This is a genomic window from Prochlorococcus sp. (assembly GCF_965655815.1).
In the GTDB taxonomy this organism is placed as follows: Bacteria; Cyanobacteriota; Cyanobacteriia; order PCC-6307; family Cyanobiaceae; genus Prochlorococcus_A; species Prochlorococcus_A pastoris.
In genome coordinates this window covers 53172-78393 of sequence record NZ_CBFHHZ010000005.1, presented here as the reverse complement: position 1 = coordinate 78393, position 25222 = coordinate 53172, and the positions used below count along the sequence as shown (strand labels likewise).

Annotated in this window: 28 protein-coding genes and 1 pseudogene; 13 read left to right on the top strand and 16 right to left on the bottom strand. The window is 32.5% G+C overall.

The annotated features are described in order from the left end of the window. Positions 1 to 2 precede the first annotated feature (2 nt). From ACTF45_RS07440 to fba, 9 genes are all read left to right on the top strand, one after another. Positions 3 to 497: a YqeG family HAD IIIA-type phosphatase gene (locus ACTF45_RS07440; RefSeq protein ID WP_288346729.1), complete on the top strand. Its 495-nt coding sequence runs from the start codon at positions 3 to 5 to the stop codon at positions 495 to 497. Next, a complete protein-coding gene (gene proB / locus ACTF45_RS07435; RefSeq protein ID WP_438949673.1) occupies positions 494 to 1576 on the top strand; it encodes a glutamate 5-kinase in 1083 nt (360 codons plus the stop codon). The genes ACTF45_RS07440 and proB overlap by 4 nt, the downstream gene beginning before the upstream one ends. A gap of 14 nt (positions 1577 to 1590) precedes the next feature. After that, entirely contained in the window at positions 1591 to 2625 is a 1035-nt protein-coding gene (lpxD, locus tag ACTF45_RS07430; RefSeq protein WP_288346733.1) for a UDP-3-O-(3-hydroxymyristoyl)glucosamine N-acyltransferase, read from the top strand. Between the two features lie 28 nt (positions 2626 to 2653). Further along, on the top strand, positions 2654 to 3727 hold the full coding sequence (leuB, locus tag ACTF45_RS07425; protein WP_288346735.1) for a 3-isopropylmalate dehydrogenase: 1074 nt from the start codon (positions 2654 to 2656) through the stop codon (positions 3725 to 3727). Positions 3728 to 3817: 90 nt separating this feature from the next. After that, complete coding sequence (locus ACTF45_RS07420; protein ID WP_288346737.1) at positions 3818 to 4717, top strand: phosphoribulokinase; 900 nt, start codon at positions 3818 to 3820, stop codon at positions 4715 to 4717. Between the two features lie 182 nt (positions 4718 to 4899). Next, a complete protein-coding gene (accD, locus tag ACTF45_RS07415; RefSeq protein WP_288346739.1) occupies positions 4900 to 5778 on the top strand; it encodes an acetyl-CoA carboxylase, carboxyltransferase subunit beta in 879 nt (292 codons plus the stop codon). A 4-nt stretch (positions 5779 to 5782) separates the two neighbouring features. Further along, complete coding sequence (locus tag ACTF45_RS07410) at positions 5783 to 6172, top strand: hypothetical protein (protein ID WP_438949672.1); 390 nt, start codon at positions 5783 to 5785, stop codon at positions 6170 to 6172. Beyond that, positions 6172 to 7275, top strand: coding sequence for a Gfo/Idh/MocA family protein (locus ACTF45_RS07405; RefSeq protein ID WP_438949671.1), 1104 nt, complete (start codon positions 6172 to 6174; stop codon positions 7273 to 7275). Before ACTF45_RS07410 ends, ACTF45_RS07405 begins: the two co-directional genes overlap by 1 nt. Positions 7276 to 7439: 164 nt before the next feature. Beyond that, entirely contained in the window at positions 7440 to 8513 is a 1074-nt protein-coding gene (fba, locus tag ACTF45_RS07400; protein ID WP_288346745.1) for a class II fructose-bisphosphate aldolase, read from the top strand. Between the two features lie 50 nt (positions 8514 to 8563). Here the strand turns inward: fba and purQ are convergent, their stop codons facing one another. The 5 genes from purQ to ACTF45_RS07375 form a co-directional block, all read right to left on the bottom strand. Next, positions 8564 to 9229 (bottom strand): phosphoribosylformylglycinamidine synthase subunit PurQ, encoded by a 666-nt coding sequence (purQ, locus tag ACTF45_RS07395; protein ID WP_288346747.1) that lies wholly within the window; start codon positions 9227 to 9229, stop codon positions 8564 to 8566. Further along, the gene (gene purS, locus ACTF45_RS07390; protein WP_288346749.1) at positions 9230 to 9481 is read right to left on the bottom strand and encodes a phosphoribosylformylglycinamidine synthase subunit PurS; all 252 of its coding nucleotides are present in this window, start codon (positions 9479 to 9481) and stop codon (positions 9230 to 9232) included. A 100-nt stretch (positions 9482 to 9581) separates the two neighbouring features. Then, complete coding sequence (locus tag ACTF45_RS07385; protein ID WP_288346751.1) at positions 9582 to 9749, bottom strand: hypothetical protein; 168 nt, start codon at positions 9747 to 9749, stop codon at positions 9582 to 9584. Positions 9750 to 9802: 53 nt separating this feature from the next. Next, on the bottom strand, positions 9803 to 10858 hold the full coding sequence (locus ACTF45_RS07380; RefSeq protein WP_438949670.1) for a GTP-binding protein: 1056 nt from the start codon (positions 10856 to 10858) through the stop codon (positions 9803 to 9805). Positions 10859 to 10867: 9 nt separating this feature from the next. After that, on the bottom strand, positions 10868 to 11380 hold the full coding sequence (locus ACTF45_RS07375; protein WP_288346755.1) for a pentapeptide repeat-containing protein: 513 nt from the start codon (positions 11378 to 11380) through the stop codon (positions 10868 to 10870). A gap of 62 nt (positions 11381 to 11442) precedes the next feature. Between ACTF45_RS07375 and ACTF45_RS07370 the strand changes: the two genes are divergently transcribed. The 3 genes from ACTF45_RS07370 to ilvD are packed head-to-tail and all read left to right on the top strand — an operon-like array spanning position 11443 to position 14083. Further along, entirely contained in the window at positions 11443 to 12060 is a 618-nt protein-coding gene (locus ACTF45_RS07370) for a uracil phosphoribosyltransferase (RefSeq protein ID WP_288346757.1), read from the top strand. Positions 12061 to 12089: 29 nt separating this feature from the next. Beyond that, on the top strand, positions 12090 to 12380 hold the full coding sequence (locus tag ACTF45_RS07365; RefSeq protein WP_011132409.1) for a membrane protein: 291 nt from the start codon (positions 12090 to 12092) through the stop codon (positions 12378 to 12380). 23 nt (positions 12381 to 12403) lie between these two features. Further along, positions 12404 to 14083 carry a dihydroxy-acid dehydratase gene (gene ilvD, locus ACTF45_RS07360; RefSeq protein ID WP_288346760.1) on the top strand — a complete coding sequence of 560 codons (1680 nt, stop codon included), beginning with the start codon at positions 12404 to 12406 and terminating at the stop codon, positions 14081 to 14083. 17 nt (positions 14084 to 14100) lie between these two features. Here the strand turns inward: ilvD and ACTF45_RS07355 are convergent, their stop codons facing one another. The 7 genes from ACTF45_RS07355 to glpX form a co-directional block, all read right to left on the bottom strand. Then, entirely contained in the window at positions 14101 to 14487 is a 387-nt protein-coding gene (locus ACTF45_RS07355) for a coat-like protein (RefSeq protein WP_288346762.1), read from the bottom strand. Further along, complete coding sequence (locus ACTF45_RS07350; protein WP_288346764.1) at positions 14477 to 15025, bottom strand: CIA30 family protein; 549 nt, start codon at positions 15023 to 15025, stop codon at positions 14477 to 14479. The genes ACTF45_RS07355 and ACTF45_RS07350 overlap by 11 nt, the downstream gene beginning before the upstream one ends. A 30-nt stretch (positions 15026 to 15055) precedes the next feature. Beyond that, complete coding sequence (pgl, locus tag ACTF45_RS07345; RefSeq protein ID WP_288346766.1) at positions 15056 to 15793, bottom strand: 6-phosphogluconolactonase; 738 nt, start codon at positions 15791 to 15793, stop codon at positions 15056 to 15058. Then, a complete protein-coding gene (gene gndA, locus ACTF45_RS07340; RefSeq protein WP_288346768.1) occupies positions 15781 to 17199 on the bottom strand; it encodes an NADP-dependent phosphogluconate dehydrogenase in 1419 nt (472 codons plus the stop codon). Before gndA ends, pgl begins: the two co-directional genes overlap by 13 nt. Before the next feature lie 98 nt (positions 17200 to 17297). Next, positions 17298 to 18593 carry a glucose-1-phosphate adenylyltransferase gene (locus ACTF45_RS07335; protein ID WP_438949669.1) on the bottom strand — a complete coding sequence of 432 codons (1296 nt, stop codon included), beginning with the start codon at positions 18591 to 18593 and terminating at the stop codon, positions 17298 to 17300. 129 nt (positions 18594 to 18722) lie between these two features. Then, on the bottom strand, positions 18723 to 20033 hold the full coding sequence (locus ACTF45_RS07330; protein ID WP_288346772.1) for a glutamyl-tRNA reductase: 1311 nt from the start codon (positions 20031 to 20033) through the stop codon (positions 18723 to 18725). A gap of 17 nt (positions 20034 to 20050) precedes the next feature. Next, positions 20051 to 21052 carry a class II fructose-bisphosphatase gene (glpX, locus tag ACTF45_RS07325; RefSeq protein ID WP_438949668.1) on the bottom strand — a complete coding sequence of 334 codons (1002 nt, stop codon included), beginning with the start codon at positions 21050 to 21052 and terminating at the stop codon, positions 20051 to 20053. Between the two features lie 187 nt (positions 21053 to 21239). Between glpX and rpe the strand changes: the two genes are divergently transcribed. Then, the gene (rpe, locus tag ACTF45_RS07320; protein ID WP_288346775.1) at positions 21240 to 21995 is read left to right on the top strand and encodes a ribulose-phosphate 3-epimerase; all 756 of its coding nucleotides are present in this window, start codon (positions 21240 to 21242) and stop codon (positions 21993 to 21995) included. Positions 21996 to 22005: 10 nt separating this feature from the next. Here rpe and ccsB read toward each other — a convergent pair whose 3' ends face one another. From ccsB to ACTF45_RS07300, 4 genes and pseudogenes are all read right to left on the bottom strand, one after another. Next, positions 22006 to 22950 carry a c-type cytochrome biogenesis protein CcsB gene (ccsB, locus tag ACTF45_RS07315; RefSeq protein ID WP_288346777.1) on the bottom strand — a complete coding sequence of 315 codons (945 nt, stop codon included), beginning with the start codon at positions 22948 to 22950 and terminating at the stop codon, positions 22006 to 22008. A 111-nt stretch (positions 22951 to 23061) separates the two neighbouring features. After that, positions 23062 to 23790, bottom strand: coding sequence for an LPS export ABC transporter ATP-binding protein (lptB, locus tag ACTF45_RS07310; RefSeq protein WP_288346779.1), 729 nt, complete (start codon positions 23788 to 23790; stop codon positions 23062 to 23064). After that, positions 23780 to 24163, bottom strand: a complete 384-nt coding sequence (locus ACTF45_RS07305; protein ID WP_288346781.1) for a DUF309 domain-containing protein — start codon at positions 24161 to 24163, stop codon at positions 23780 to 23782. Before ACTF45_RS07305 ends, lptB begins: the two co-directional genes overlap by 11 nt. Positions 24164 to 24169: 6 nt before the next feature. Then, positions 24170 to 25222, bottom strand: a pseudogene (locus ACTF45_RS07300) (translational GTPase TypA); the annotation flags it as partial.

Below are 25222 nucleotides of genomic sequence, written 5' to 3'. Positions count from 1 at the left end.
TAATGAGTTCTCTTGTTAATGTCTATTGGGACTCTAAATTACCTATATATGAAATATCTCATTTAAAACTACAAAATGAAGGAATTAAAAGCTTATTAATAGATGTTGATGGTACATTATTAAGTCGCCAATCAAATATAGTTCCAATAAATGTAAAAAATTGGATAAAAGAATCTAAAAAATTATTCTCTTTGTACTTAATTAGTAATAATCCCTCTAATGAACGAATTAGAAAGATTGCTAAGGAATTAGATATCCGATATAAATCAAACGCGCTGAAACCAAGGAAAAAAATTACTTTGGATGTAATTTCAGAAATGAATGAGGACTCAAAAAATATTGCAATAATAGGAGATAGAATTTTTACAGATATTATCGTGGGAAATAGATGTAATATTCAGACAATATTAGTTAAAAGATTAAGCAAAAATGGATTACCAATAAAAATAAATTTAACATTAATCCTAGAAAAAATGATTTCTAATTTTTTAAAATGAAAACATGGGTCGTAAAAATTGGTACTAGTATTCTCAGAGGAAATGAGGATCAATCTACAGAACAAGTAATAGAAAGTTTGTGTAAATCTCTAACAAGTTTTATTTTAAAAGGCAATAAAGTCATTCTCGTGACAAGTGGCGCAGTTGGACTAGGATGTAAAAAATTAAATTTGAATACAAGACCAAAAGAACTTAGTACACTTCAAGCTGTAGCTGCAATAGGACAAGTTAATTTAATGACTTTATATGAAAAGACAATGAAAAAGCTAGGTCATAATATAGCTCAAATACTAATAACAAAAACTGATTTTGATTCACGAGAATCCTTTAATAATGCTTCAAAAACATTTAAAAAGTTAATTGATATGAATGTCATACCTATAGTCAACGAGAATGATTCTATTGCCAATGAAGAGCTTAAATATGGAGACAACGATACTCTTTCTGCTTTAGTTGCTTTAGCAATAAATGCCAATAAGCTGATTTTATTAACTGATATAGAAAATTTATATTCAAAAGACCCAAGAAATAATGAAGATGCTCATCCAATAAAAGAAGTTAATAGTAATCAATTAAAAATTATAAAAGATAAAAACATCCAAAATTATAATAACGAATGGGGGACAGGTGGTATTACAACAAAATTAATTGCTGCTGAAATAGCAACAAAAGGAGGAGTAGAAGTTCAATTAGCCGATGGCAGAAATGAAAATAATTTAATAAATATTTTCAATGAAAAAAAAATAGGCACAATATTTCATCCTGTTGATAAACCAGTAGGTAATAAAAAAAGTTGGTTATCTCATGCTATTAAAACAGTTGGACAAATAACATTAGATGAAGGTGCTTGTCTTGCAATTGAGCAAAAAGGTGCCTCTCTTCTAGTTGTAGGAGTTAAAGAGGTAGAAGGAGATTTTACTGTTAATCAGGCTGTTAGAATTGTAAATACTAATAAGAAAGAAGTTGCAAAAGGTATAACATCAATGAGTAGTGATTCTCTAAAAAGAATCTTAAATAAAAAAGAAAACATTAATTCATCAATGATCGTTGTTCATAGGGATGTTCTTGCTCTTACCTAAAAAAAAATCGAAAAATGTTATTAAGTAAATTAGTTGATCTCATAAAAAGTGGAGATTCAAAATTTATCAAAGCAAACATATTCGAAAATATAGATATAGAAAATGCTGCTTCTTTAGATATTGCATTAAAAAATCAAATATCCTTTTTAGAAGAAAATAATATATTGAAAGATAATTTAGGAAAAACTTCTGCTTCAGCAATTATTACATCAAATAATAATGAAATATTAGGTTTACTAGAATCACTAAATATTTCAAATATAGTTGTTGAGAATCCAAGAATAGCATTTGCGGAAGTATTAAATTTTCTATATGAAGAAATTAATTTCAACCCAGGTATTGACGATTCAGCTGTTATAAGAAGTTCTGCAAAAGTAGGAGAAAATTGTTATGTAGGACCTAATGTTTATGTAGGCGAAAATTCAATAATTGGCGATAACAACAAAATTTTTCCTGGTACAACTATTTTAGGAAACGTAAGATTAGGGAATAATAATGTAATTCATCCGAATTGTGTAATTTATGAAAACACAAGCATTGAAAATAATTGTGTAATAAATTCAAATACTGTCATAGGTTCTGAAGGGTTTGGTTTTATTCCCCAAGAAGGTAAGTGGATTAAAATGCCTCAAAAAGGTTGTGTAATAATAAAGAGCTTTGTAGAAATTGGGACAAACTGTTGTATTGATAGGCCATCTGTCGGTAATACATTTATAGATGAAGGAACTAAGATGGATAACTTAGTTCAAATAGGTCATGGAGTTAAAATAGGAAAAAATTGTGCATTTGCTGCTCAAGTTGGGATAGCAGGAGGAGCTGTGATTGGAAATAGCGTAATCCTAGCTGGACAAGTAGGTGTTAATAACAGAGTGAAAGTTGGGAATAATGTCATAGCTAGTTCAAAATGTGGGATTCATTGTGATATTGAAGATGGAGAAGTTGTTAGCGGCTTCCCAGCTATGAAAAATAAATCTTGGTTAAGGAGTTCAAGTGTTTTTAAAAAACTACCTGAATTAGCAAAAAAACTTAGACAACTAGACAAGAAATAAATTATTCTTTTAATAAATTAAAAACTAAATGAAAAGATATAAAGTTGTTCTACTTTCTGGAGATGGTATAGGCCCAGAAATATCAGAAATTTCAATAACCATTTTAAAAAAACTTTCTAAGAAGTATGGTTTTAATCTTGATATTAAGGAAGAATATTTTGGTGGTATAGCTTATGAGAAACATAATGATCCAGCGCCAAAAGAGACATTAGATCAATGTAAAGCTAGTGATGCAGTACTTTTGGCTTGTGTAGGTGATGTGAAATATGATACTTTACCAAGAGAATTAAGGCCAGAAAGTGGTTTACTTAAATTAAGAGAAGCATTAAATTTATTCGCTAATATAAGACCCGTAAAGATAAGAAAATCCTTACTGGATTCAAGTTCTTTAAAAAAAGAAGTTATTGAAAATGTAGATTTAATTGTAGTAAGAGAGCTAATAGGTGGAATCTATTTTGGACAGCCTAGAGGAGAAATCACGAACACTAAAATTAAAAAAGCTTTCAATACAATGGTTTATGATTCAAATGAAATAGAAAGAATTACAGAAGTTGCAATTAAGATAGCAAATCAAAGAAATAAAAAAATATGTTCTGTAGATAAATCAAACGTTTTAGAAGTAAGCCAATTATGGAGAGATACAGTTTCATTAGTCGCTTCAAAAGAAAACGATTTAGCTTTAAGTAATATGTATGTTGATAATGCCGCCATGCAACTCGTAAAGGATCCTGGCCAATTTGATGTAATTTTAACTAGCAATTTATTCGGAGATATTTTAAGTGACCTAGCCGCAATGATAACTGGCTCGATTGGAATGCTTCCATCAGCATCATTAAGCAATTCAGGACCTGGTGTCTTTGAACCTGTTCATGGTTCCGCTCCTGATATAGCTGGAAAAAATATTGCTAATCCTATAGCAATGGCTTTGTCTACTTCAATGATGCTTAAAATTGGTCTAAATGAGATAGAAGCAGCTGATGATATAGAAATAGCAATTGATAATGTTTTATCGAAAGGATATAGAACGTCAGATCTAGATAATGGTAATTGCCAAGTTCTTTCTTGTAGTGAAATTGGAGAAAAAATAATCCAAGAAATTTGAATAAAAAATTAATAAATTAAAAAATATCTTTAACTTGAACAAAAAGTTGGCATATGACCTGTCAGAATTAATGGATATTGTTTTAATTAAATGTCTAAACGTCATCCAGTAGTTGCTGTAACAGGATCATCAGGTGCAGGAACAAGTACAGTAAAAAGAGCATTTGAGCATATTTTTGCAAGAGAAGATATAGTTCCAGCTGTTGTGGAAGGAGATAGTTATCACAGGTTCGAAAGAATGCCTATGAAAAAAGCAATGGCAGAAGCACTTTCAAAAGGGGAGAATTTTTCTCACTTCGGGCCAGAAGCAAATCTTTTTGACAAATTAGAAGAACTTTTTAAAATTTATGGTGAATCAGGTGGAGGAAAAAAAAGATATTATCTTCACAGTACTGAAGAAGCACAGGAACATAATGCAAGACTTGGAACATCATTAGAACCAGGACAATTCACCCCATGGGAGGATATTCCGAATGGAACAGATGTTCTTTTCTACGAAGGTTTGCATGGTGGTGTTGAGGGAGAAGGATATAATGTTTCCTCCTATGCAGACTTACTTGTTGGTGTTGTACCTATTACAAACTTAGAGTGGATACAAAAAATACATCGGGATAATGCTGAAAGAGGTTATTCAGCAGAAACCATAGTTGATACTATTTTGAGAAGAATGCCAGACTACATAAATCATATTTGTCCACAATTTAGTAAAACGGATATAAATTTCCAGAGAATACCAACAATTGATACATCGAATCCTTTTATATGTAGAAACATTCCTACGCCAGATGAAAGTTTTGTAATAATACATTTCAGAAAAGGGGCAAGAGAAAAATGGGGAATTGACTTTCAATATCTTTTGGGAATGATTCATGATTCATTCATGTCAAGCCCAACGAGCATAGTTGTTAATGGAGGGAAAATGGGTTTTGCCATGGAATTGATCCTCACTCCAATAATCCATAAAATGATTGAAGAAAAAAAACATTTATAGATATTTTTAGTACCTTTTACTTAAGCCTTCAAAATAATCTTAATTTTGAAGGCATAAATACATGAAAATAAACATATTATGGTATTTGTAAAATTTAACTAATAAAGAATTTCAAATATTTATATATCTTCCTTGATAAAAGGGCCTTATTTAGACTTAAATAGAAAAAAACAGAGAATATTGTGTCTTTAATCGACTGGTTTGCCGCAAGGAGAAAAGATCAATTTGTTGGGAAGGTATCTCAAGATCCTGAGGAAAGTGATGGTCTTTGGGTTAAATGTTCAGAATGTGGCCAGGTTGCTTATAGAAAAGATTTAATTTCAAATTTTAATGTGTGCAGTAATTGTGGCCATCATAATAGGATTAATAGCGATGAAAGAATAAATATAATCGCTGACAAAGATTCATTTAAAGAGTTTGATGAATCATTAAGTCCCACTGACCCATTAAAATTTAAGGATAGAAGATCTTATTCAGAACGAATAAAGGAGAGTCAAAAGGGTACTGGTCTCAAAGATGGAGTAATAACTGGTTTATGCTCCGTTAATTCAATGCCTTTAGCCTTAGCAGTAATGGATTTTAGATTTATGGGAGGATCAATGGGATCCGTAGTAGGAGAAAAGATTACGAGAATTATTGAAAGAGCAACAATTAAAAACTATCCAATTTTAATTGTTTGTGCATCTGGTGGAGCAAGAATGCAAGAGGGAATGTTAAGCCTTATGCAAATGGCAAAAATATCAGGTGCACTAAAAAAACATAGAGCAAAAAATCTTCTTTACATGCCTTTATTAACTCATCCAACTACGGGAGGAGTTACTGCTAGTTTTGCGATGTTAGGAGATCTAATATTGGCTGAACCAAAAGCTCTTATTGGATTTGCAGGGAGGAGAGTAATAGAACAAACTTTAAGAGAAAAATTACCTGATAATTTTCAAACAGCAGAATATCTTTTAGAACATGGATTTGTTGATGTAATCGTAAATAGGAAGGAACTAAAAAGCACTTTGACAAAACTTTTAAAAGTCCATGGTGTAAAAGAACTGGTTCAGACAAATTAAAAAGATGAATATTATTTATAAATTTTTTTCTTTATGTTTTACCTTTTTAATTCTAATTTTAAATAACTCTGAATTTGCATATGCTGTCAGTAATGTAGATTGGCTACTTTTAAAAGAAAATAATGATGGTAAGGAATGGATTGATATGGGAAGTATTAAGGAAATAAATGCTGAAGAAATAACAGTTTTAACAAAGTTCCTTAAAAATCCTAATGAACCAAGCGATAAAGAAGAATTATCTCTTTATGTTATGAGAATTAATTGTAAGGATAAAACATATAAAGATACTTCAATTAATGGGATCCCACAGTTCGGTTCAAAGTGGCAAACTTCAAATAATGATGAGCTTATTGATGTTGTTATTGAAAAAGGTTGTTCTGAAAAAATAGATTAATGACTAACATTAATATTTCACGAAAATTAAGAATCGCAATTGCTGGCTTAGGATTTGGAAAAAAAATTCATTTAGAAGCTTTAAAAGAATCAGATTACTTAATTCCAACTACAATTTATCACTATAAAAAAGAAAAAGGACCATCATTAGAGAAAGAAACCGGTTTAAATTTTTATCATGATTGGGGAAAATTAGTTAAATCTAAAGATATCGACGGTATAATAATTGCTACATCTCCTGAATCAAGATTTAAATTAGCAAAGGAAGCACTGGAGAATAATAAACATCTTTTATTAGAAAAACCTGTTGCCTTAACTTCCGAAGAAATTGAAGAACTCCAAAGAATATCCTTAATTAATAATTTGAGTGTTTGCGTAGATTTTGAATATAGAGCAGTACCTCTTTTTCTACAAACCAAGAAAATAATTGATGAGAATATTTTAGGTAAAATTTATTTAATTAAACTTGATTGGTTAATGGGCAGCAGATCTGATCCCAAGAGAGCATGGAACTGGTATTCATTAAGAGAAAAAGGGGGAGGAGTAATTGGAGCTTTGGGAACTCATGCATTCGATATGTTGAACTGGTTTTTTGGAGAATCGATAAAGGTATCTGGAAAAATATCAACATCAATTAAGGAAAGATCATTGTCTAATTCCTCCAAGATATTGGAAGTAACAAGTGAAGATATTTGTATAGCTAACCTTGAAATAACTAATTACGATAGCACTCTCATACCATGTCAGGTTTCATTATCCTCGATTTCAAAAAATGGAAGAGGATTTAGTTTGGAAGTGTACGGAAGTGAAGGTTCACTTTTCCTAAGCAGTGAGAATCAAAAAGATTACGTACATGGTTTTAATTTAAAATTTTCAAACAAAGAGGATAAAACATATAATTTGCCTGCGGATCCTCTCTACAATTTTGAAAAAACATGGTCTGATGGAAGAATTGCACCTGTTAAGAGAATTCACAATTTATGGGCTGAGAGTATCAATAATCAAACACCTGTAATCCCTGGATTGTCTGAGGGACTTATTAGTCAAAGAGTTTGTGAAGCAATAAGAAGATCCTCTGAGAGTGGTATTTCTATAAAAATTTAGCTATATACATTGCTGAGTAACAATTATTACTCGATAAAGTATTGAATTAATTTTAATTTTTTAGTGATTTGTATATCTAATGACGTGACATTTGATCCCTCTATATATTAAACTCTCGGAACATATTGCTTATTTTTTCTTAAGCATCTAATTAATTTTTAATTATGGCCCTCGTTCCACTGAGACTACTTTTAGATCACGCAGCCGAGAATGGTTACGGTATACCAGCTTTTAACGTAAATAATCTTGAACAGGTTCAAGCAATTATGGAGGCTGCTTACGAAACTGATAGCCCTGTAATTCTTCAAGCTTCAAGAGGAGCAAGAAATTATGCTGGAGAGATTTTCCTTCGTCACTTGATCCTTGCCGCAACAGAAACTTATCCAAATATTCCAGTTGTAATGCATCAGGATCATGGTAATGAGCCATCAACTTGTTATTCAGCAGCTATTAATGGTTTTACATCAGTAATGATGGACGGATCTTTAGAGGCAGATGCAAAAACACCCGCAAGTTATGAATATAATGTTGCAGTAACAAAAAAGGTAGTAGATTTCGCACATTCAGTGGGAGTTAGTGTTGAGGGTGAATTAGGTTGCTTAGGATCCTTAGAGACAGGAAAAGGTGAAGCTGAAGATGGTCATGGATTTGAAGGTGAACTTTCAACAGATATGCTTTTAACTGATCCTGAAGAAGCTGCAGACTTTGTAGCGAAAACCAAAGTTGATGCTTTAGCTATAGCGATAGGAACAAGTCATGGTGCATATAAATTCACAAGAAAGCCAACAGGAGAGGTTCTTGCTATAAGCAGAATTGCTGAGATCCATAAAGCTTTACCAAATACTCATCTTGTGATGCATGGGTCAAGTTCAGTTCCTCAAGAATGGTTAGATATCATTAATAAATATGGTGGAGAAATTCCACAGACATACGGTGTACCTGTAGAAGAAATTCAAGAGGGAATTAGAAACGGGGTAAGGAAGGTAAATATCGATACTGATAATAGACTTGCATTTACAGCAGCAGTTAGAGAAGCTGCTTTTGCCGACACAGCCAACTTCGACCCAAGACATTTCAATAAACCTGCAAGAAAATACATGAAGCAAGTTTGTCTAGATAGATATAAGCAATTCTGGTGCGAAGGTCAAGCAAGTAAGATCAAACAAAGCAGCACAAATTATTACGCTGATCTTTATGCCAAGGGTAACTTAGATCCAAAAGTAAAAGCAGCAGTATAATATTTAAGCAAAGATAAAATAAAAAAGACCTCAATATTCGAGGTCTTTTTTTATTGAGTAATTAAAGATCTCAAAGTATAGAGACCATCTATTCCGCCAATGGATTCATCACAAGCTCGTTCAGGATGAGGCATTAATCCTAAAACATTTCCTTTTTCATTAGTTATACCTGCTATGTCAGAGGTTGAACCATTAGGATTAGTTTTGTATTTCAATGCAATTAAATCATTATCAGTAAGTTTTTTAAGTGTATCTTGATCGCAATGATAACGACCTTCTCCATGAGCTATTGGTAATTTTATATTTTGTGTTTCGTTTGACTTTTGAAACCAACCGCCTTTCGAAGTGATTACATTCAAGTCAACATCATCACAAATGAAATTGAGATTTTTATTAGCAACAAGTGCTCCAGGAAGAAAACCTGATTCAGTTAAAATCTGAAACCCATTACATATTCCTAATACACGTCTTCCGCTTTTAACAAAGTCATGTAAAGAATTTATTAATGGAGAGAATCTTGCTATTGCTCCACATCTTAAATAATCACCATAACTAAATCCTCCTGGCAAAACAATTGAATCAACATCATTCAAATCAGATGATTCATGCCATAGGAATTTTGTTTTAATGTCTAAACAACCCTCTAAAGCCCAGGAAACATCACGATCACAATTAGAACCAGGGAAAACGACAATACCAACAGTAAAACTAGCCATTTATAATTTATTTATTGAATACTCATAGTCTTCAATGACTGTATTAGCAAATAACCGGTCGCACAATAAATCAATTTTTTCTTTAATATCTTCTTCATTACTTTCGATTTTAACTTCAATCATTTTTCCTATTCTTAAAGATTTAATTCCTGCGACTCCAAGTTTGCTGGAAGCAGATTTTATTGCCTCTCCTGCTGGATCAAGAACGGAAGGTCTTAACCTTATAAAAACTTTAACTTCAAATTGATCCAATTAAAAAATTATTTCTAATAAAAGAATAGTGTAAATTTTAATAAAAAAGTACTCTTAATCAATAAACAAATATTTTTATCATTAAAAACAAAAAATTTAATTAAACGTATAAATAACCCTTACCAAAACATTCTAAACAAGTTCTTCTTGAGTTTTCAGGAGTTTTAAAATTACCTGACCCAGCACATTTAGAGCAAATAACTTTAAAACAAGGAATTGAATCTTCAGCAAGGATACTAGCTTTAAAAGCAATTTTTGAATCTTCCATTTTCAATTTTGAAATCAGGGAAATTTTCCAGAAACAACTATAAAATTAAATGCTTAAATTTGGACGTTTAAAACCTTAAATTTCTCTTTAATTTTTTTTATAAATTTATTAATCGATTCACTATTAAAGGCAATTACGACTAATTCAAGTCCACCACTATCAATTGGTCTCCAACAATTAAGAGGTGCTTCTTCATACCAAGTATTTATTTTTTTTCCAACTATTTGTATTTGTAAAGGCAAAGATTTATTTGGAATCCATATACGTCCTTTTATTCGAAGAATATTAATTTCACTTAAAACGTTTACTATCTCTTTCTCAAATTCTTTTTTGTCAAGAAAATAATTTAACTTTACTGAATCAGAGACAAGTTCAACGTGATTATGATCATGTTCTTCAGAAATAAATTTTTTATAATTATCCTTTTTTAAATCAATATCAAATAGATATTTTAAATCAATTTTGCCATTAAAAGATTTAAGAATGGGAACAGTTGAATTAAACTTTTCTTTGATTATATTTTCGATAGAATTAAATTCTTTTTCATTCAAAACATCTGCTCTAGATATTAGAACGATATCAGAAACCTCTAACTGTTCTTCAAAGAGTTCGTCAATAGATGCATTATGGTCAATCTTATTTAACTCATCGTACTGGTTAGTTATTTCACTTAAATCATTTATTGGAGAGCCCTTAAGCATTGACTCTCCATTGACTATGCCAATTACGAGATCAAGATATATTGATGTCCTTATCTCAGGCCAATTGAGTGCTTGTATCAATGGTAAGGGTAAGGCAAGTCCACTTGTCTCAATGATTATTGCTTCTATATCTGGATTAAAATTTAAAAGTGATTTTATCGAGGGAATAAAATCATCTTGAACGGTGCAACATAAACAACCATTATTTAATTCAATAATACAGTCTTCAGCAGAATCGTCACAGCCATTGCAGCTTTTAACCAGGTCACCATCAATACCAACATCGCCAAATTCGTTAATTATTAACCCAAATTTTTTATTGCTCTCTCTAAGTAAATATCTTAAAAAAGTAGTCTTTCCTGAACCAAGAAATCCAGAAATTACAATTACAGGTATTCTTTTATTCATATATATTTTCTAACAACCAAGACTATATTCTGTACTTTCTCCTGTCGAACTATTAGTACCATTTGCTATTTCACATAATTCTTTTTGTTGTATACGGCTAAGAACTGCATTAGTAAAATCTGCGCCATCAATCTTAGCTCCTTCAAAATTACTTTCCATTAATAAAGCATTTGTGAAATTCACATCTGAAAGATCTGCGTCTGTAAAATCTGTTGCATATGCTAAAGCGTCACTAAGGTTAGCTCCAGTCATAGTTGCGTTTTGCAATTTACTATTATTAAAAACTGCGCCCTCCAAGTTACTTTGACTAAAATCAAATCCATTTAAATTGAACTTTACAAATTCATTCCCACTAAGATCTTGACCATGCATATCTTCCTCTAGATCAAGGTCTTGCTGGTTTCTTATTTCTGGGGGTCGTTTAGCCCAAGCAGAGTTTACAAAATTAAAAAATAGGATTCCAATAAACAATATAGTTATTAAAGCATTCTTGAGGGAAGGAAAATTAATTGATTTAATCATAATAAAAATGTATTTTAGATCTAGGGTTTTAAAGTTTGTATTACCATCTTAAAGGAAAATATATGGCAATGTCACTAAAGGTTATTGTTCCTCCTCATCCATTAATAAAACATTGGCTTTCAATTTTAAGAGAGAAAAATACTCCTAATATTTTATATTCAACTGGCTATGAACAATTAGGAAAATGGCTTACTTATGAAGCTTTAAGAGATTGGCTTCCATATAAAAAAGAGTCGATAAAAACAGATCATGGAGAGGCAGAAGGTGTGTTTATAAATAATGATTACCCAATAAAAGTAATAGCGATAATGCCTGAAGGATTATCCCTATGGTACGGAGCAAAAGAAGTGATCCCCAATTCAACTCTTTTGTTAGGAGAATTACCAACAAAGATCGAAGAAAATGTAGGTGTTATGGTTTATTCAGATCAAATAAAGATGAAATCAAATCCAATCGAAACTCTTATTAACTTAAAAAGATTAGGGGTTGAATCTAATAGGATTTTATTAATATCATCCATTTGCAGCAATAAAGGTCTAAATGAAGTTGCAAAGATATTTCCTCAACAAGTTATATATACATCTTGTATTGATGAAGAAGACGAAAATTCAAATTTGTTGAAGCCCGGAATTGGAAACCCTTTATTGCGTTTGAGTACTATATTTTCAGATAAGAACTAAGATATAATGTAAATAGAAATTAATTACCAATGTCTGAATATAGAGATTCGTCTTCAAATAATTTTTTATCTTTAATAAGTGGGGCTTTTATCGGAGCAGCAGGTTTGGCATGGTGGTTAATTTCCGAAGCAGATAAAAGAAAAGAAGAAAAGAAACAAAAAGCAATGATGTATTCATCTAGAATTCAAGATGGTTCAGAGGCTATTGACACTAACGAAAACATTAAAGACGTTGAAGGGGATAAATTAGAGCAGAAAGTTGAAGAGCTTAATTCTGCAATTGCTGATGTAAGGAGGCAACTTGAGGAGTTAGGACAATAAAATAAAAAAGGTTCTCAAATCATATGAATAAATTAAGATCATCTGCAATAACTCAAGGTGTCCAAAGATCTCCCAACAGATCAATGTTAAGAGCTGTTGGTTTTAGTGATGAAGATTTTACTAAACCCATTATTGGAGTTGCTAACGGATTTAGTACTATCACACCATGCAATATGGGGTTAAACAAGTTAGCCCTAAAAGCTGAAGAGTCAATAAGAGAAGCAGGGGGAATGCCTCAGATGTTCGGAACCATCACCGTAAGTGATGGAATCTCTATGGGAACAGAGGGGATGAAATATTCCCTAGTTTCAAGAGAGGTTATAGCTGATTCAATCGAAACAGCATGCAATGCGCAAAGTATGGATGGGGTTTTAGCTATTGGAGGTTGTGATAAAAATATGCCAGGAGCAATGATTGCAATTGCAAGAATGAATATCCCATCCATATTTATTTATGGAGGGACAATAAAACCTGGCAAATTAAATGGTGAGGATCTTACAGTTGTCAGTGCATTTGAAGCTGTTGGGCAATTAACTTCTGGGAAAATAAATGAAAAGAGATTAATTGAAGTTGAAAAAAATTGTATCCCAGGAGCTGGAAGTTGTGGCGGAATGTTTACAGCTAACACTATGTCTGCCGTTATAGAAGTCTTGGGTTTAAGTCTTCCGTATAGTTCAACAATGGCAGCTGAAGATTACGAGAAGGAAGTTAGCGCTGAAAAAAGTGCTGAAATATTAGTTGATGCAATTAGAAAAGACATTAGACCTTTAACTCTCATGACTAAAGAATCATTTGAGAATGCAATATCTGTCATTATGGCAATTGGAGGTTCAACTAATGCCGTTCTCCATATATTAGCAATAGCAAATACAGCAGGCATAGATATCAATATTGATGATTTCGAAAGAATAAGACAAAAAGTACCTGTAATTTGCGACTTAAAACCCAGCGGTAAATACGTAACAGTCGATCTTCATAAAGCAGGTGGAATCCCACAAGTTATGAAAATACTTCTAAACGCAGGTTTAATACATGGTAATTGTAGAAACATAGAGGGTAAAACAATAGTTGAATCCTTAAAAGATATTCCAGATAAACCTCCAGAGAATCAGGATGTCATTCGAGATATTGATAATCCGCTTTATAAAAAAGGTCACTTAGCGATTCTAAAAGGTAACTTAGCCTCGGAAGGTTGTGTAGCCAAAATTAGTGGAATAAAGAATCCTGTATTAAAAGGACCTGCTCGCATTTTTGAGAGTGAGGAGGATTGTCTCAAATCAATTTTGAATAATGATATTAAAGCTGGTAATGTTGTTGTCATAAGAAATGAAGGTCCTGTGGGCGGACCAGGGATGAGAGAAATGTTGGCACCAACATCGGCAATTGTTGGGCAAGGCCTGGGAGAAAAAGTAGCTCTAATAACTGATGGTAGATTTAGTGGAGGCACCTATGGCCTAGTTGTTGGTCATATTGCGCCAGAGGCAGCAGTTGGAGGAAATATAGCGTTAATAAAAGAAGGGGATTTAATAACTGTTGATGCGACAAACCAATTAATCGAAGTTGAACTATCTGATGAGGAATTAGAAATAAGAAGAATTAACTGGGAAAAGCCTAGTAAAAAATATAAAAAAGGAGTTCTTTCTAAATATGCAAGAATTGTTAGCACCTCAAGCCTAGGAGCCGTTACAGATTTGGAAGAATAATATCCAAATAGCCTTTTCTAGGTAATAAGATTTTTTATCCTCGTAGCAAGGTTCTCCAATCTTGAACTATATTTTGGTGGAGAGCATTTTTTGCCATCATTACTATTCATCCATATTGTTTTTACACCACTCCATAAAATAGGTTCATCAGGAAAGTTCAGCTTTGAAATAACTAAAACTAATTCACTATTTGATCTAAAAAGTTCCAACTCAAGATCATAGATATCTAATCTTTTCCCTTCATTATCTCTACATAAAATATTTACAGTTAAATCAATATCCTCATTATCTCTTTCATATTCGCCATTAATATTTACTACTGAGTGCAGAAAAGGTTTATTTGTTAAATCTGCAGACTTAGCAATTAAAGTATTAAATTTATTATCAAAATCTTCAAAGAACACTGATTGATTTTATTAAGATTTTTATTGGACCCGATTTGAATCCATCATTAAGTAGACCATCATCTCCAAATTTTGAATGCAGCAGTTGTAATCTCTTAATTTTTGATGGTTTGAATTTGAAAGGGAAACGGACCTTATTAGCTCTTACTGATGGATTAAGAGAATTAAAAGGAATTTCTATCTTAGTTGTTCCAAATTTTTTAGTAGGAAAAGATTTTATCCATCTCAGACCACCAGGAATAAATTCTGTCAGGCCAAGGATGTCATCTTCGCATGCGACTGCAAATTTAAAGGTTCTTCCTTGACCATCTATTTTTAATTCAAAAGATTGATACTCGTTAATATCTAATGAAGGTTTATATATCGATGATCTGCAACTAACAAAGCCACCAGCTTTCTCTATGATATTTCCCTTTAATAGCAACCCAGAATTTGTATTTTCGCAATAAGCTGAACTTGAACCACCCATAACCGTATCGTTTAAGGTTTTCCATCCTTCAAACTCTTTTTTCTGGAATAAAACTTTTTTATTACTCATTAATTAGTTTAGATCTAATATAGACTTTAACTAAATTGATAATTCTTTTGAAGATTCTTCATCGCAAAATATTGATATCTGGTTACTTGATTTAATTAGTTTAGAGGGAGTCCTTTCTTGAGATTCATCTTTATCCAATAACCTCTGGAGTGCTAATTGTTTAGAAGCACCACTAACTAAAAATATTATATTTGAAGAAGCAGAGAGTACTTTAGGTGTTAGAGAAATTCTTTTAAGCCCCTTACCCTCATTAAAAATCACTAAATCATCAGCATTATTATCTTTCTGATATGGAAATAATGAAGCGGTATGACCATCATCTCCAAGGCCTAATAAAGTTAAATCAAAAGATGGAGGTTTACCATTACATTTTTCATTTAATTTAGAAATTAATAAATTTTTAGAGATATTATCGTCAACTTTTTTATCACTAAAAATCTCATAAAAGAAGGCTTTAGAACCATATTTAGTTAGCAAGGAATTTTTTATCATCAGAGAGTTACTTAATTCAGATTTTGGATCAACACACCTCTCATCACCTAAAAAAATATCAACCTTCTCCCATTCAATATCTCTTTCTGAAAGTAATTGATATACAGATTTAGGAGTTGAACCACCACTTACACAAAATTGAAATCTGTCTTTAATTTTTAACTTTTGAACAATTTGATTTTCTATAAAATTAGAGACATTAGATGAGAGTTCAAGTTTATCTTTATATATGTAAAGTTTGTATCCACCATAAGATTGTTCAATCATTTCATCCATTCAGTATGAAAACTTCCTTCCTTATCAACTCTTTCGTAAGTATGTGAGCCAAAACAATCTCTCATGGCTTGAACTAAATTCTGAGGGAGTCTGTTTGTTCTGTAACTATTTAAATAATCTAAAGTGCTTGATAAACAAGGCACTGGAATACCAGCCTTAGTTGAAGAAGAAACGACACTTGCTAAATTATCAATTCTTGTAGAAATTTCGTTGTTGAACCAATCATCAAAAATTAGATTCTTCAAATTTGGATCTTTTTGATATGCATCTTGAATCTTTTTTAATAATTTTGATCTAATAATGCAACCACCTTTCCATATTTGAGCAATAGATGGCATATTTAGCTCATAATTATAAACTGATGAAGCTTCACTTAATATATCCATCCCTTGAGCGTAACTAGCAATAGTAGCAAGAACGACTGCATCAAACAAAGGTTTCATACCATTAGAGATTTCTCCTAAATCAAAATCTTCAATAGCTTCCATCGGAATTGTTTTCTCGATTTCACTACGTTGAACCTTAAGAGAACTCATAACCCTTGCATTTAATGATGCATAAATAGTGGGAACTGATATGCCCAGTTCTAAGGCACTAACAACAGTCCACAATCCAGTACCTTTTTGGCCAGCTTTATCCAATATTTTTTCCACAACATCTTCGCCTGTTAGTTCATCTTTGGTGTTTAAACATATCTGCGTTATTTCTACAAGATAAGATGCCAATTCATCAGTATTATTCCAAAGACCAAAAACCTCAGCCATTTGTGATCCATTCATATTTTTGACTCTTTTCATAAGGTCATATGCTTCTGCAAGAATTTGCTCAATGCCATATTCAATACCATTATGAACAGTTTTAACGAAGTGGCCTGAACCACCGGGTCCAACATAAGCTACACAAGGACCGTCTTCTACTTTCGCAGCCATTTTAGTCAATAAACTTTCTATAGCGTCATAAGAGGCTTTAGTTCCACCAGGCATCATGCTTGGCCCCTCCAAGGCTCCTTTAGCCCCTCCAGAGACACCCATTCCTATATATCCAAAGCTTTTACTTTCAAGAGTCGCAACTCTTCTTTCAGTATCTTTAAACTGAGAATTACCTCCATCAATTAATAAATCACCTTCTTCAAGATATTCAGAAATATTATCAATAACAGCATCTGTAGCTGCCCCGGCTTTAACCATCATTAAAATTCTTCTTGGTCTCTCAAGTTTATTCACAAATTCTTGAAGTGTTTTAGCTCCTTCTACATTCTTTCCTAAACCTCTACCTTCTAAGAATTCTTGAGTTTTTGAATAGGTTCTATTAAAAACTACACTAGAAAATCCGTTCCTTTCTGCATTAAGAACTAAATTCTCCCCCATAACTCCAAGACCGATTAAACCAAAATGTGCCTTGGACATAAAAAATAAAAAACGCAATAAATATATATTGCATGCAACTTAGAGAAATTGCTTAAAAAACATTACTTATGTCAGCGAAAAATGATCGAAAAACTAAATTAAATAATTGTTCCGTTAGCAATAGTTGCATTTTTAACTACAACAACGATTCCATTTCTTATATAAAATCCAAGGTCTGGTTTATCTGCTTCTTCTACTCTATCCTTATTTACTATCACCACGTTATCCCCAATTCTTGCATTCTTATCAAGAATTGCCCTTTTTATAGTTGAACCTTCCCCTACTCCAAGAGGAGTACCACCACCTTTTCTTAATTCAATCCTCTCTTCTAGCGATTCAAAAAAATCAGATCCCATTACAAGAGTATCTTCAATAACAGAATCGCTTTCAATTCTACTTCTCACACCTAAAACACAATGCAAGATGCTACAAGATTTCAAAATAGTTCCTTCACAAACTATTGAATCAGTAATTTGAGCATCTACAAGTTTTGATGGAGGAAGATATCTAGGCCTAGTATATATAGGAAATTTTTCATCATAAAAACTAAACGGAGGTTTTGGTTGTTGTGTTAGTGCTAAGTTTGATTCGAAAAATGCTCCTATAGTTCCTATATCTTCCCAGTAATCATCAAAAACATAACTCTTTAATGTATCGCCTCTACTTAATGCCTCAGGAATTATATCTTTACCAAAATCTGTATAACTAGGGAACTTATTTAAGAGATCGAAAAGTGTCTTTCTACTGAAAACATAAATTCCCATCGAGGCAAGATACGGTTTCTCTTGTGCTGATTCCTTAGTTAATCCGAACTTAGAGGTATCAACCGCCATTGATTTTAATTTCTCACCGGTTGGCTTTTCACTAAATTCTTTAATATTACCCAAATCATCTGTTCTCATAAGGCCAAAACCTTCAGCCTGAGATTCATCAACAGGTAAAGCAGCTACTGTTAAATCAGCTTTATTATCTCTATGGTGTTGGACAAATAAACTATAGTCCATCCTATAAAGCTGATCACCAGATAATATTAAATATTCATCCACATCCCACTCTTGGAATAACCATTGATACTTTCTTACTGCATCAGCAGTACCTTCAAACCACTTTGGACTATCAGGAGTCTGCTGAGCAGCTAGTACTTCCACAAATCCTTGCCCAAAAGGAGCACTTAAATTGTAGGTTCTCCCAATATGTCTGTTAAGAGAAGCACTATTAAACTGAGTTAAAACGTACATTTTATTAATCCCAGAATTAATACAATTACTAATTGGGATATCAATCAAACGATATTTACCTGCTAAAGGAACCGCAGGTTTAGCCCTCATTTTTGTTAAGGGATAAAGCCTAGAACCTTTTCCTCCTCCGAGGATGATTGCCAACACACGCTTCATTCAATTTAATGGAGGTATACTCAACTATTAAAATTAACTGATTATGTGCAAATTTAAAAATGGGAATGGCCACTTTACAAAGGTATTTAGAAAAATCTAATGAAAAACTTAATATAAAGTCAGTTATTTTTAAAAATTTTGTTCATCATCTACCAAAGAAAACAATTTTTCAACAATTTTTAATGATGCTTGTCTTTCATCTCTTGACTGAGGACTTCTCAATTTAGTGACTGGTGTGTGAAGAATCTTATTAATAATCCCTTTAGTTAAAGCCTCTACAACTTTCCTTTCTCGAGCAGAAAAATCAGGTCCCATTCTACTAAGTGCCTTTTGTAACTCTTCTTTTCTTATTAATTCCAAATCAGATCTTAATTTATTTATAACTGGAACTGCTTCCAAACTAGCCCACCACTCCAAAAAAATGATTCTTTCATCTTTAACTAAAGATTCAGCCTCTTTTGCTATTTTTTGTCTAAATTCTTGATTTCTAGAAACAACTTCCTCCAAGTCATCAACATCAAAAGACTCTATAGAAGCATGATGCTTAACATCATTTGATATATTTCTTGGAACACCTATATCAATAAATTTAAGTTTGTTATTTAAACTAATATTTTCAACTCTTGCTAAATCAATAAAAGGTTTTTCAGAGGCAGTACTTGTAAAGACAAGAGAGGCTAAAGATATATTTTCATCCAATTCATTTAAACTCTTGCAATTTATTTCAAGGTCTGGGAAATCTCCTGCAAGATTAACTGCTCTATCAATATTTCTATTTAAAAGAGTAAGCTTATGGCATCCTTTAGATTTCAAATGAGTTATTAAAAGTCTACTCATCCTTCCAGCTCCAACAACTAGAACTTTTTCTGATTTCAAACTAACGAGCCCATCAACACCATGATCCTGTCCAATTTTTAATTGAGCCAGTTCTACAGCAGCTGAACTAATTGAAACAGCACCAGTTCCTAAATTTGTTTCAGATCTAACTTTTTTCCCGGCACTAACTGATTGACTTAATAACCTATTAAGAATTGGCCCAGTAGATTGATTCTCCTGACCTAATCTCATCATTTTTTTAACTTGCGAGAGTATTTGCCCTTCGCCCAAAACTAAGCTATCTAATCCAGCTGAGACTTTCATTAAATGTAAAACAGCTTCCTCTTGTCTAAAGTCAAAAAGATGAGGATTTAGGTCTTCAAAATTTACGCTCGAGTAATCTGTTAAAAATTCTTTAATAGTTGAAATACCAATATTTATCTCTTTAACAAGAGCGTATATTTCTAACCTATTACAAGTACTTAAAATAGAAACTTCTAAAATATCAGAATTGATACTCAGAGTTTTTAATGATTCTGAAATCGATTGATCAGGAATACTTAACTTCTCGCGCACTTCGACAGGTGCCGTGCGATGACTTAGTCCGACGACAACAATATGCATAAAATTAAATTGAAATATTAAAGGCTAATACTTTTAGCACCATCTTTCATGTGTATTGTATTTGTAAATCTACAAGTACTATCTAATGTACTTATTACAAGGCTACTGGTTCTAGTGCAGTCTTTTTCAAATTTGACTCCATCAAATAATAATCCATCAGTAATTCCACTTCCTGCAAAGATCACATTTTCTCCTGATGCAAGTTCGTTGGCCTCATAGATTTTGTCAATATCAGTAATTCCCATTTCATTTAAACGTTTGATATTCCCTTCTTTTGTATAGTTGGCCCATTCAGAGGTCTGCGCAATTGCAGGGTCATAAACTAACTGTCCTTGAAAATGTCCACCAAGAGCTCTCATGGCAGCGGCAGAAATAACACCTTCTGGAGCTGCTCCAATACCCATTAAGCAATGAGTCCCTGTACCTGCAAATCCGCAAGCAATTGCAGCTTGAACGTCTCCATCAGAAATTGGTTGAATTTTTGCTCCACATTCTCGAATCTCCTTGATCAAACCTTTATGTCTTGCTCTGTCCATAACTACTACAGTAAGTTCATCAATCGCTAGATCTAAGCAATTACTTAAAATCTTTAAATTCTCAGTAGCTGATTTCCTAATATCTACCTTTCCTTTTGCCGCTGGAGGAGCTGCTAATTTATTCATATAAAAATCAGGTGCATTGAAAAGCCCCCCAGTGTCCGAAGCAGCTAATACTGCCATGGATCCTCTTTGGTTGTTAGCACATAGATTAGTTCCTTCACAAGGGTCTACAGCAAAGTCAACCCCTGGACCGTTTCCACTACCTACCTCTTCCCCGATATATAACATTGGTGCTTCGTCACGTTCACCTTCACCTATTACAATTTTTCCTTTCATCTCAATTTTGCCCATACGCAACCTCATTGCTTCAACAGCAGCTGCATCAGCTTCGTCTTTCTGACCTAAACCTGTAAGTTTCGCTGATGCGATTGCGGCTTGCTCGACTACTTCGAGAATTTCTTGAATTAAAGTTTGATTCACAATTAAATTTTAAAAGATTTTCTAAGAGGTTTAAAACATATTCTCATAAAAAATGCCTTTTTTATAAGAATTAATTTGCTAATTAGCTTATTTTAACTCTTTGCAGGTGTTACTTTATCAGGCCGTGACTTGAAATTAGGAATAAGCAACCAAATATAGTATCTTTATTAAATATTTTAAAAATAAAATGCCAGAAACTAACTCTAAAAATTCAGTAGGTGTTAATCGACCAATTCAAATAATTCCTTCCGTACTACCAGCAGACTGGGCAAATATGGGTGCATGCGTTAAAGATCTTGAAGAAGCAGGTGTTGACCGTATTCAATTTGATGTCATGGATGGAAATTTTGTACCAAATCTTACATTTGGTCCTGAAATGATTGCTGCATGTAGAAAATATTGCGAAGTTCCTTTTGAGACTCAATTAATGGTAAGCCAATATAATTGTGAAACCATGCTTGAGGCATATGTAAAAGCCACTAGAGGTCCTAATGGAGAGCCTGGAGTTGTCATAGCTCATGCTGAAGCTAATGTTCACCTTCATAGAGTTCTTGGCAAGATAAGAGATCTTGGAGGATCACCATCGGTTGCATTAAATCCTCATACGCCATTTGAAATGATTGAAAACATTATGGATATGGTTGATCATGTCTTAGTAATGACCGTTAATCCAGGATTTGGTGGGCAAGCTTACATACCAACAATGTTAAATAAAATAAGAAAAATTAGACACTTCGTAATTGAAAAGAATTTAAATGTAGATATTGAAGTTGATGGCGGAATAAAAGCAAATTGGACCATTTCGCAATGTGCAGAAGCTGGTGCGAATTGTTTTATTGCAGGAAGTGGGATGTTTGCTTATCCAACATTAAAAGAGGGTTGTGATGAATTAAGGTCAGTTGCTCTAGATGCGCAAAATGGAAAGATAATTTCAGAGCCTTAATAACTGGAATTTAAAACAAATTAAATATTCCAAATATCCAACCATAACTGTGCAAACCTACACCTAAGAAATTTACTCCGATGTAACATATTAGTACGACAAAAAAGCCAGAAGTAGCAAGTAATGCTGGTCTTCTACCTTGCCAACCCCTACTTATTCTCATATGCAAATAGGCAGCATAAAATAACCAAGAAATGAAAGCCCAAGTCTCCTTAGGATCCCAACTCCACCAAGTTCCCCAAGCTTCATTAGCCCAGATAGCTCCAGTAATTAAGCCAAGAGTGAGAAGAACAAATCCTACTAATATAGATCGATAACTAAGAGTATCTAATTCCTCAGAATGAGAAAAATTTATAGGCTCAATGACATTGTTGGTCGAGTATGAATCAGATATTTTGAAACCGCCTACACCTATAGAACTACTTCTAAGTTGAAGAGGTTGACTATTATTGATAAAGAGTACAGAAGCTGATAGTAAAGAGCCAATGATAAGGGCGGCATAACTTAGCATGACTACGCTTACATGCATAACTAACCAACTTGATCTTAATGCTGGGACAAGATTAGATGATAGCTTTAAATCTTCAGGCAAAACAAAGCAAGCAAAAGCTATAGTTAAAAGTTCAATAGGTATTGCTATTGCCGGGATTATCGGAGTCGAGTATTCTTTCTCAACTAATAATTGACCTAAAGTTATACCCCAAACTAAGAAATAAAGAGATTCATATAAATTACTTATTGGGAAATGTCCAGAGATTATCCATCTTGAGATAAGCTGTAAAGCTATAAAGAGATTAATTAAGATTGTAATTAGTCGCACATAAGAAGAGGATTTTTTATTAAATAACGCTATTAGAGAAATAGGCAAATTAATTAATAAAAAATAAAAAATTAAAATGCCTATAAAAGATACTGGATCGTAAATAAAATTTTTGATAAAACCATCAAATATCATTAGTAAAATATAAAACTGTATAAGTTTACTTAATTATAAAATAATAAAAAATATAAAAAATTCATGATTTTATCAATTATTTTAATTTAAATTTATTTCTTAATTAAGTACTTAAAGCTGAAAATCATCCCCCAAATAAAACTTTTTCACTATTTGATTATTTGCAAGTTCATCAGATGATCCATGCGCAAGTATCTTTCCTTCACTTAAAACATAAGATTTACTTGTAATTAATAAAGTCTCTCTTACATTATGATCTGTTATAAGAATTCCCATTCCATTATCACTAAGTTTAATAATAAGTTTTTTTAAATCATTTACAGCTAATGGGTCGATCCCTGCAAAAGGTTCATCCAAAAGTAAATATTTAGGTCCTTGTCTACCAACTGATAGAGCTCTTGCTATTTCACAACGTCTTCTCTCCCCTCCTGATAATTGATAACCATAATTATCAACAACTTTATTCAGATTAAATTCATTTATTATTTTTTCTCTCTTATTTCTTACTATTGCTCTACTAGAAAATGAATTATCTAATGCTAAGTCAATATTTTCTTTAACTGTTAGATCTCTAAAGATACTTGCTTCTTGAGTTAAATATCCTAAACCAAGTTTTGCTCTACTAGGCAAAGGTAAATTTTTTATAGATTTGCTATTCATTAATATATCTCCCTTATCAGGTTTTAAATTGCCAACCGCAAGATTAAAAGTAGATGTTTTACCTGCACCATTTGGTCCCATTAAACCTACAATTTCGCCTGGGAAAACCTTTATAGACACATCATTAACTATGGATTTACCTTCGATAGTCAGAAATACGTTTTTTATTTCAAAATTCATTTTGCTCTTTTATCAGTAGGTAAGGTTTATCATTTTTAGTTAATTCCTCTTTATATTGAAGTTTTCTTAATAATTCATCAAGACATTTGCAAAAAGATACTAGATCTATTCCTAAATCAATATTAGTTCTGTTTTTTATCCTACCTAAGCCTTCTCCCAATAATATAGTTGCTCCATTTAGATTCCCTTTACTTAAATGAAATTGAGAGACAGATACTTGAAGTATTCCTTGTATTATTTGTCTCTCATCTCCTTCAAGAGTATTCCATATGTCCTCAAAGGCATCATGAGCTTCATACCATTTTTGATTATTAAAGAGATTTAAAGCATCAAAAAAAGCATCCTCAAAACTTTTAATATCTTCTTCTCTCATAATATTTTATTTTTTCATTGCCTTCTTCTTATTTAATTTCCTCATTCTTATAGAATCAGGCGTCACCTCTAACATTTCATCAGGACCTATATATTCAAGAGCTCGCTCGAGTGTAATATCAACAGGAGATTGTAAAGTATCTAACTCTTCTGCTCCAGCAGATCTCATATTAGTCAATTGCTTTGTTTTACAGATATTTAACTCTAAATCTTGTGACCTATTATTCTCGCCAATAATCATACCTTTATAAACTTTCACTCCTGGTTTGATAAAATAAACACCTCTATCTTCCGCATTTTTTAAAGCATAGAAAGTAGCGACACCCTCTTCAAAAGAAATAAGTACACCATTTCTTCTCGTTTCAAAATCTCCAGCTTTAGGTTTATATTCATAAAAAGAGTGACTCATAATTCCTTCACCTCTAGTTATTCGAACAAATTCACCACGAAAGCCTATAAGTCCTCTTGATGGTACAAGAAATTCTAACTGGGTTCTTCCATCTGAACTTGTCTGCATGTTTTTCATCTCAGCTTTTCTTGATCCCAGTTTTTCAATACAAGAGCCAACCGCTACTTCTGGAACATCTAAGACTAATGTTTCTATGGGTTCGCATTGAACATCATCAATTTCTCTAAAAATAACTTGTGGTTGCGAGATTTGGAATTCAAAACCTTCTCTTCTCATTGTTTCAATTAAAATCCCTAAATGAAGCTCACCTCTCCCAGAGACAGAAAATCTATCTGGAGAATCGGTTTCTTCAACTCTTAGGGCTACATTAGTTAATAATTCCCTCTCTAATCTATTTTTTAATTGTCTGCTCGTAACGAATTTCCCTTCTTTACCCGCAAATGGAGAATCATTCACAACAAATGTCATGTTTAGTGTAGGTTCGTCAACTTTAATTAAAGGAAGTGGATGAGGAGAATCAGGACAAGCAATCGTTTCTCCAATATTTACATCATCAAAACCTGAAACTGCAACAATATCTCCTGCGAAGGCCTCATTAATATCAATTCTTTGTAATCCTTCGAATCCTAAAAGTTTACTTACTTTACCCTT

Coding starts and splice junctions, on each gene's coding strand:
- ACTF45_RS07440 (WP_288346729.1), top strand. CDS start 3: ATGAGTTCTCTTGTTAATGTCTATTGGGACTCTAAATTACCTATATAT.
- proB (WP_438949673.1), top strand. CDS start 494: ATGAAAACATGGGTCGTAAAAATTGGTACTAGTATTCTCAGAGGAAAT.
- lpxD (WP_288346733.1), top strand. CDS start 1,591: ATGTTATTAAGTAAATTAGTTGATCTCATAAAAAGTGGAGATTCAAAA.
- leuB (WP_288346735.1), top strand. CDS start 2,654: ATGAAAAGATATAAAGTTGTTCTACTTTCTGGAGATGGTATAGGCCCA.
- ACTF45_RS07420 (WP_288346737.1), top strand. CDS start 3,818: ATGTCTAAACGTCATCCAGTAGTTGCTGTAACAGGATCATCAGGTGCA.
- ACTF45_RS07410 (WP_438949672.1), top strand. CDS start 5,783: ATGAATATTATTTATAAATTTTTTTCTTTATGTTTTACCTTTTTAATT.
- ACTF45_RS07405 (WP_438949671.1), top strand. CDS start 6,172: ATGACTAACATTAATATTTCACGAAAATTAAGAATCGCAATTGCTGGC.
- fba (WP_288346745.1), top strand. CDS start 7,440: ATGGCCCTCGTTCCACTGAGACTACTTTTAGATCACGCAGCCGAGAAT.
- purQ (WP_288346747.1), bottom strand. CDS start 9,229: ATGGCTAGTTTTACTGTTGGTATTGTCGTTTTCCCTGGTTCTAATTGT.
- ACTF45_RS07385 (WP_288346751.1), bottom strand. CDS start 9,749: ATGGAAGATTCAAAAATTGCTTTTAAAGCTAGTATCCTTGCTGAAGAT.
- ACTF45_RS07380 (WP_438949670.1), bottom strand. CDS start 10,858: ATGAATAAAAGAATACCTGTAATTGTAATTTCTGGATTTCTTGGTTCA.
- ACTF45_RS07375 (WP_288346755.1), bottom strand. CDS start 11,380: ATGATTAAATCAATTAATTTTCCTTCCCTCAAGAATGCTTTAATAACT.
- ACTF45_RS07370 (WP_288346757.1), top strand. CDS start 11,443: ATGGCAATGTCACTAAAGGTTATTGTTCCTCCTCATCCATTAATAAAA.
- ACTF45_RS07365 (WP_011132409.1), top strand. CDS start 12,090: ATGTCTGAATATAGAGATTCGTCTTCAAATAATTTTTTATCTTTAATA.
- ilvD (WP_288346760.1), top strand. CDS start 12,404: ATGAATAAATTAAGATCATCTGCAATAACTCAAGGTGTCCAAAGATCT.
- ACTF45_RS07350 (WP_288346764.1), bottom strand. CDS start 15,025: ATGAGTAATAAAAAAGTTTTATTCCAGAAAAAAGAGTTTGAAGGATGG.
- pgl (WP_288346766.1), bottom strand. CDS start 15,793: ATGGATGAAATGATTGAACAATCTTATGGTGGATACAAACTTTACATA.
- gndA (WP_288346768.1), bottom strand. CDS start 17,199: ATGTCCAAGGCACATTTTGGTTTAATCGGTCTTGGAGTTATGGGGGAG.
- ACTF45_RS07335 (WP_438949669.1), bottom strand. CDS start 18,593: ATGAAGCGTGTGTTGGCAATCATCCTCGGAGGAGGAAAAGGTTCTAGG.
- ACTF45_RS07330 (WP_288346772.1), bottom strand. CDS start 20,033: ATGCATATTGTTGTCGTCGGACTAAGTCATCGCACGGCACCTGTCGAA.
- rpe (WP_288346775.1), top strand. CDS start 21,240: ATGCCAGAAACTAACTCTAAAAATTCAGTAGGTGTTAATCGACCAATT.
- ccsB (WP_288346777.1), bottom strand. CDS start 22,950: ATGATATTTGATGGTTTTATCAAAAATTTTATTTACGATCCAGTATCT.
- lptB (WP_288346779.1), bottom strand. CDS start 23,790: ATGAATTTTGAAATAAAAAACGTATTTCTGACTATCGAAGGTAAATCC.
- ACTF45_RS07305 (WP_288346781.1), bottom strand. CDS start 24,163: ATGAGAGAAGAAGATATTAAAAGTTTTGAGGATGCTTTTTTTGATGCT.